Raw genomic sequence first — 5,456 nt, 5'->3', positions numbered from 1 at the left:
GTCCTGGGCTCAAGACGTCCTTGCCGGCAAGATCGACCAGACGGCTGCCGCGATGCAGACGGAAACGACGCCGTAACGAACCGCCGCCGAAACGGTAGTGGTCAGTCAAAGGCAATGCCGCCGGGTTTCACTCGGCGGCATTGCCTTTTCCCGCTCATGGTCGGGCTGGCTATCCAGGGATAGCCACCGAGCTGGCGTCCAGGGATAGCCAGGCTCGAAACACTCAGACATGCTTGCGGCCGCCGGTCTCGCGAAACCAGCTGTCGGGGTAGGGGTACCACCAGTCCTGGATCGCAGGCTTGTGGTCAATGATCACCATCTTGGAGCGGCGGAAAGCGTCGAGGCCCTGGCGTCCGAGTTCGCGGCCGAGGCCGGAGGCCTTCCAGCCGCCGAACGGCAGGGCGTCATTGTCGATCAGCGGGTTGTTGACCCAGACCATGCCGGCTTCGAGCCGTTCCGCTGCCTCGTGGGCTTCGGCCAGATCCGATGTGAACACCGAAGCGCCGAGCCCGAACGGGCTGTCATTGGCAAGCCGGATCGCCTCGTCGAAATCCCTGACCCGGCAGATGGCGGCGACGGGTCCAAAACACTCTTCGCGCACGATCGCCATATCAGGGGTGACGCCGGTCAGGATCGTCGGTTCGTAGAACCAGCCGACATTGTACGCAGGCGGGATACGCCCGCCGGTGACTGCGACGGCGCCATGAGCGATCGCATCGTCGACAAGGCGCATGACTTTGGTCCGCGCGCTTTCGCTGACCAGCGGGCCGATCTCGGTCTTGTCCATGCCGTTGCCGATGCGCAGCGCCCGCGTCCTTTCGGCGAACAGCGCGACGAAGCGGTCATGCACGGAATCGACGACGAAGAAGCGCTCGGCCGAAGTGCAGACCTGGCCGGTGAGGTGGAAGGCGGCGGTGACGCTGCCGGCCGCCGCGATCTCGAGCGGGGCATGCTCGCTTATGATCAGCGGGTCGCTGCCGCCGGCCTCGATGACGCACGGCTTCATGCGTTCGGCGCAGGCCACCGCCACCGCCTTGCCTGCGGCGACCGAGCCGGTGAAGGCAACGGCATGGGTGCGGTCGGAGGCGATCAGCGCCTGCGCTGTGGCCGCTCCGCCGGGCAGGCAGGAGACCAGCCCCTCTGGCAGCGAGCGGAACACGGTCATGTAGTCCAGCGTCGACAGCGTCGTCGCCTCGGCCGGCTTGATGATGCAGGCATTGCCGGCGGCGAGCGATGCGGCGACCGTCCAGCACATCAGCAGGATCGGGAAATTGTAGGGCATGATGTGTACGGAGACGCCGTAAGGTTCGTAGCGCGCATACTGGAACGAACCGGCCTGCGTCGTGCCGGCGATCTTGCCGGCATCGTCGCGCGCCATCTCGGCATAGTAGCGGAAGATCGGCGCGCAATTGGCGATCTCGCCGATCGCTTCGGGGTAGGGTTTGCCCATCTCGCGCACCATCAGCTCGGCGCAACGCGTGAAGTCCGCCGCCTCGATGGCGTTGGCGACGGCATGCAGTTGCTTGGCCCGGCTCTTGGCGTCGAGCTTCTTCCAGGCGGCCTGCGCCCTGGTTGCCGCCGTGAGCACAGCGTCGATCTCGCCGTCGCCGGCGGCGGCAATGGCGCCGACGGTTTCCAGCGTCGCCGGATCGATCACCGGTTTTGCCGCGCCGGCCATCGACCGGTAGTCCGGATTGACGAAGAAGGTTGGCCGGTCAGGAGAGAAATCCATTTTGTCCTTCTCCATTTATGGAGCCTTTTTGAGAATTCGTCCTGCCGAGGCAGATGGCGTGGCTTTCGAGAACCGGAGCGCAGCGGACATTTAGTCCGTGAGCACCGGAAGCGCAGAAAGCCGCGTCAGGTGTCCGGCAGGGCAGAATTATCGAGAAGGCTCAGCGGATCATGTAGACCTTCTTGATTGTCTCATGGACGGTGCAGACGCCCTTCCAGTCCTGCGGGAAGAACGCTGCCGTATCCGGCTCGATCTCGATGACCTCGCCGGATTCATGCACATAGGTGCAGCGCCCTTCGAGGAAATGGCAGAACTCGTCGCGGGTGACATGGCAGTGCCATTTGCCCGGAGTGCATACCCAAAGCCCGCATTCGGAGCGGCCTTCCGGCCCCTTGTACAGCAGCTTGCCCGAGGTATGGGATTGGCCCTCGATCATGGTCGGGATGACGCCCCAGTCGACGAGGTCGGTAATGGTAAGCGGGGATTTCATGATGGGGGTTATCATATCGATTCCTTGGAAATGAGTGCTCAGCGGCACATGAAAGCCTTGATCAGCGTTTGCGTGATGATGGAGATGCCGGTCCAGCCGGCGGGGAAGAATACCAGCGTGCCGGCCTCGACCGCGATCTCCTCGCCGTCGTCATGGACATAGCTGCCGCGTCCCGACAGGAAGTGGCAGAATTCGTCGGCGCCAAAGGTGACCTTGCGCGTGCCCGGCGTGCACGTCCACAGGCCGCATTCGCTCGATCCGTCCGGGTTCTGCGCCAGGATCTTGCCCGAAGCGCGCGGCGAACGGGCGAGCGTGTTGCTGCCCGCGCCCCAGTCTTCCAATTCCACGGCCGAAGCCTTCGGCCAGTGCGGTGTCGACATGTCATCAAGCTCCGTGGTCACGCCAGCATGTAGACGTTGCGCATCGTCTCATGCACGGTGCATTCGCCTCTCCAGCCGGCAGGGAACATGACCACGGTGCCGGTGGAGACTTCTATCACCTCACCGACATCCGACCGGTAGGTCGCGCGGCCGGCGACGAAATGGCACAATTCGTCGCGCGGGATACTGAGGCGCCAGCGGCCTGGCGTGCAGACCCAGATGCCGGATTCCGGCTGGTTGTTCGGGCCTTTGTGCACGAGCCTGCCGGTCGAGTGCGAAGTGCCGCCGAGCGCATCCGGCTGGACGCCCCAGTCGACGAGATCGGTGCGGGTGGAGGCCTGGTGGAGGTGTGGGGCGGAGGAGGTCACAGCAACCCCTCCAGCAATCCTGCCGCCTTCTCCGGCCCATTCTGCGCGTGCATCTGCGCCGATGTCTTCGCCAGCTTGGCTTTCATCGCCGGGTCGGTCAGGCAGGTCTCGATCCTGGCAACCAGCTCGGCATCGGTCCAGTCGTAGCGCGGCATGCCGAAGCCGTGGCCGGTTTCCTCGACGCGGGTGGCGTTGTCGTGGCCGTCCCAGACATAAGGCATGATGATGGCCGGTTTGCCGAAATAGAGGCACTCGGTGAACGAGTTGTTGCCGCCATGGTGGATGACGGCATCGACCTGCGGGATGACCGAGGGCTGCGGAAACCAGCTGTCGACAATGACGTTACCGGGCACGTCCGTGTACTGGTCCTTGTAGCCGCCGACATTGACCAGAGCCCTGTAGCGCGTCTTGCCCAATGTCGCGATGATGCGCTTCAGCAGATCGACATCGCCGGCGCCCAGGCTGCCGAAGGAGACGTAGAGCAGCGGCCCGTTATTGTTCCTGGAGAAGGTCGGCACCGTGTACGGCTTTTCGTGCCGCACGCAGCCTTCGAGATACTGGAATTTTGCCGGGTCGAGCGGATGGCGGCGCTTGAATTTTGCCGCCTCGGGGTAGAGCAGCAGGTTCAAATAGGGCGAGGCTTCGAAGAACTGGCCGACCGGATAGGGCGCCTCGTGGTTGGCGGTGAGGAAGGCGTTGAAGTCGTCATGGATCGGCTTGATCACCGCATTGAAGTGGTCGCGGTAGCGCTGGTGGCCGGCATGGTCGTTCTCGCCGCAGCCGGAGAGATGGGGCGGGATGTCCTCGTCCTCGATCTCGTTTTCCGAACACGAGATGACGCGCACCCACGGCTTGCCGTACTGCTTGATGGCCGGGAACAGGATGACGTTGTCGACGCAGATCACATCCGGCTTGATGGCTGAGAGAACGCGCGGCAGATCCTTCTGCGCCCATTTGGCGCTGTCGACGATCGCCGTCCAGCAATCCTTGACGTAGTTGTCGACCTGGTCGTAGGGCGATTTGCGGAAGTTCGGGATATGGCCGTTGATGAAATCCTCCCAGAATTTCGCCATCTGCTCGGGCGGCATCGGCTCCGACAGGTTCACCGGATGCGCCTCGAAGCCGTAGCCCTTGTAGACATCGACGAAGCCGGGGTCGGACAGGAACACCGCCTTGTGGCCGCGCGCTTCGACTGCCTGGGCGATGCCGACGGAATTGAGCGCCGGGCCGTAGGCGGCTTCTGGAAAAAACGCGATCGTCTTCTGCGCCATCAGGCTTCTCCTGTCATTCTGCGAAAATTCTGACATCGGCGGCATCCCAGCCGAGTTCGACCTGGTCGCCCGACGAGACCGGCCGGCGGTCGGCGGCATCTGCGGTGACGCGCACCAGGAACGGCTTTGGCGACAGGGGCGTGCGGACATGCAGCTGCAGGTCCAGCCCCTGATAGGCCAGCGCCTCGACCGTGCCGGTGATGCGGTTGGCGGTTTCCGCCGATGGGAATAGCCGGATGCGCTCAGGGCGCACCGAAGCGACAGCGGATGCGCCGGGCGAGAGCGTTGCCGGAACCTTGCCTGATATGCGTGCGCCATTCGTGGCTACAACGCCATCGACGGCGGCTTGGCCCGGCACGAAATTCATCACGCCGATGAAGTCGGCGACGAAGCGATCGGCGGGGTGTTCGTAGATCGCGTGCGGCGTGTCGCATTGCAGCAATCTGCCGTCTTTCAGCACCGCCATGCGGTCGGCCATGACGAGCGATTCCTCCTGGTCATGGGTGACGATGACGAAGGTGATGCCGACCTCGTGCTGCAGGCGCTTCAATTCCAGCTGCATGGCGCCGCGCAGCTTCTTGTCGAGCGCGCCGAGCGGCTCGTCGAGCAGCAGCAGGCGAGGCCGCTTGACCAGCGCGCGGGCAAGCGCGACGCGCTGCTTCTGGCCGCCCGACAATTGCTCCGGCTTGCGGTCGGCGAAGGGGACGAGCTCGGTCGTCGCCAGGATGGCATCGACGCGGGAGCGGATTTCAGCTGTTGGCAAACGTTCCATCTCCAGGCCGTAGGAGACATTGGCGCGAACGCTCATATGCGGAAACAGCGCATAGGATTGGAACATCAGATTGACCGGCCGCTTGTTGGGCGGGGTTTTGGCGATGTCACGTCCGTCGAGCAGGATGCGCCCGTCATTGGGCGTCTCGAAACCGGCCAGCATGCGCAAGAGCGTGGTCTTGCCGCAGCCGGACGGGCCGAGCAAAGCGAAGAACTCGTTCTCGCGGATGTCGAGCGAGATGCCGTCGACGGCCATCACCCTGCCGAAATTCTTCGACACATGATCGATGGCCAGCAGAGTGCGGGGTTCGCTCATTGGCCGATGATCCCACGGTTGAGCCGCTGCGACAGGGTCAGCGCGGTGATCGAGACCGCCATGACGATGGTCGCCAGCGCGTTGATCTCCGGCGTGATGCCGAAGCGGATCATGGCGTAGATCTGCAT

General features: G+C 63.8%; 6 protein-coding genes and 1 pseudogene. All 7 read right to left on the bottom strand.

Annotation, left to right across the window (positions count from 1 at the left end; all coding sequences use genetic code 11):
* Positions 1 to 223: 223 nt before the first annotated feature.
* Positions 224 to 1,732, bottom strand: a complete 1,509-nt coding sequence (locus EN914_RS22530; RefSeq protein WP_024504748.1) for an aldehyde dehydrogenase — start codon at positions 1,730 to 1,732, stop codon at positions 224 to 226.
* 160 nt (positions 1,733 to 1,892) lie between these two features.
* The gene (locus tag EN914_RS22525) at positions 1,893 to 2,237 is read right to left on the bottom strand and encodes a cupin domain-containing protein (protein WP_024504747.1); all 345 of its coding nucleotides are present in this window, start codon (positions 2,235 to 2,237) and stop codon (positions 1,893 to 1,895) included.
* Between the two features lie 23 nt (positions 2,238 to 2,260).
* Entirely contained in the window at positions 2,261 to 2,602 is a 342-nt protein-coding gene (locus tag EN914_RS22520; protein WP_024504746.1) for a cupin domain-containing protein, read from the bottom strand.
* 17 nt (positions 2,603 to 2,619) lie between these two features.
* Positions 2,620 to 2,970, bottom strand: a complete 351-nt coding sequence (locus EN914_RS22515; RefSeq protein WP_024504745.1) for a cupin domain-containing protein — start codon at positions 2,968 to 2,970, stop codon at positions 2,620 to 2,622.
* On the bottom strand, positions 2,967 to 4,241 hold the full coding sequence (locus EN914_RS22510; RefSeq protein WP_127389270.1) for a glycosyltransferase: 1,275 nt from the start codon (positions 4,239 to 4,241) through the stop codon (positions 2,967 to 2,969). Before EN914_RS22510 ends, EN914_RS22515 begins: the two co-directional genes overlap by 4 nt.
* Positions 4,242 to 4,254: 13 nt before the next feature.
* Entirely contained in the window at positions 4,255 to 5,328 is a 1,074-nt protein-coding gene (locus EN914_RS22505) for an ABC transporter ATP-binding protein (protein WP_024504743.1), read from the bottom strand.
* Positions 5,325 to 5,456 (bottom strand): annotated as a pseudogene (locus EN914_RS40000) (ABC transporter permease); the annotation flags it as partial. The pseudogene EN914_RS40000 and the gene EN914_RS22505, both read right to left, overlap by 4 nt.

It is taken from the genome of Mesorhizobium sp. M7A.F.Ca.CA.001.08.2.1 (assembly GCF_003998455.1).
GTDB classification, from domain to species: Bacteria; Pseudomonadota; Alphaproteobacteria; order Rhizobiales; family Rhizobiaceae; genus Mesorhizobium; species Mesorhizobium ciceri.
The sequence above is the reverse complement of the archived record's forward strand: the minus strand, read 5'-3'. Positions and strand labels throughout refer to the sequence as shown.

Coding starts and splice junctions, on each gene's coding strand:
- EN914_RS22530 (WP_024504748.1), bottom strand. CDS start 1,732: ATGGATTTCTCTCCTGACCGGCCAACCTTCTTCGTCAATCCGGACTAC.
- EN914_RS22525 (WP_024504747.1), bottom strand. CDS start 2,237: ATGATAACCCCCATCATGAAATCCCCGCTTACCATTACCGACCTCGTC.
- EN914_RS22520 (WP_024504746.1), bottom strand. CDS start 2,602: ATGTCGACACCGCACTGGCCGAAGGCTTCGGCCGTGGAATTGGAAGAC.
- EN914_RS22510 (WP_127389270.1), bottom strand. CDS start 4,241: ATGGCGCAGAAGACGATCGCGTTTTTTCCAGAAGCCGCCTACGGCCCG.
- EN914_RS22505 (WP_024504743.1), bottom strand. CDS start 5,328: ATGAGCGAACCCCGCACTCTGCTGGCCATCGATCATGTGTCGAAGAAT.